The organism is Bacteroides sp. ET71 (assembly GCF_023336905.1).
In the GTDB taxonomy this organism is placed as follows: Bacteria; Bacteroidota; Bacteroidia; order Bacteroidales; family Bacteroidaceae; genus Bacteroides.
Genome location: NZ_JAMBLS010000173.1, coordinates 1 through 309, shown reverse-complemented (window position 1 = coordinate 309; position 309 = coordinate 1). Strand labels below are relative to the sequence as shown.

Genomic DNA, 309 nt, shown 5'->3' with positions numbered 1-309 from the left:
TAATTATTAAGCAACAAATCAAAATTCCCTAACGATGACCATTTGCGGTAATAATAGTAGACAAGTTTCCAAGGAACAAAATCCGAAAGGAGCACACGCCATTGGCATCCTGTTTTGACAAGGTAAAATATGGCATTCCATATTTCACGTAAATCATATTTTCGTTTTCTCTCTTGCGCGTTCAAGATTTTCTTGATACTTGCCACTGTGTTTCTTCTATATCTGTTGAATACATAATTATTTCAAGTGTGATAACTTAAAATAATCATTTTCGCAGAAAGAAGAAACACTCTCTTGTTTTAAACTTTA

Annotated in this window: 1 protein-coding gene; it reads right to left on the bottom strand. The window is 32.7% G+C overall.

The window, feature by feature from the left end:
- On the bottom strand, positions 1 to 206 hold a 206-nt coding region (locus tag M3090_RS15745), incomplete at its 3' end, for a transposase (RefSeq protein WP_410553280.1).
- Positions 207 to 309 lie beyond the last annotated feature (103 nt).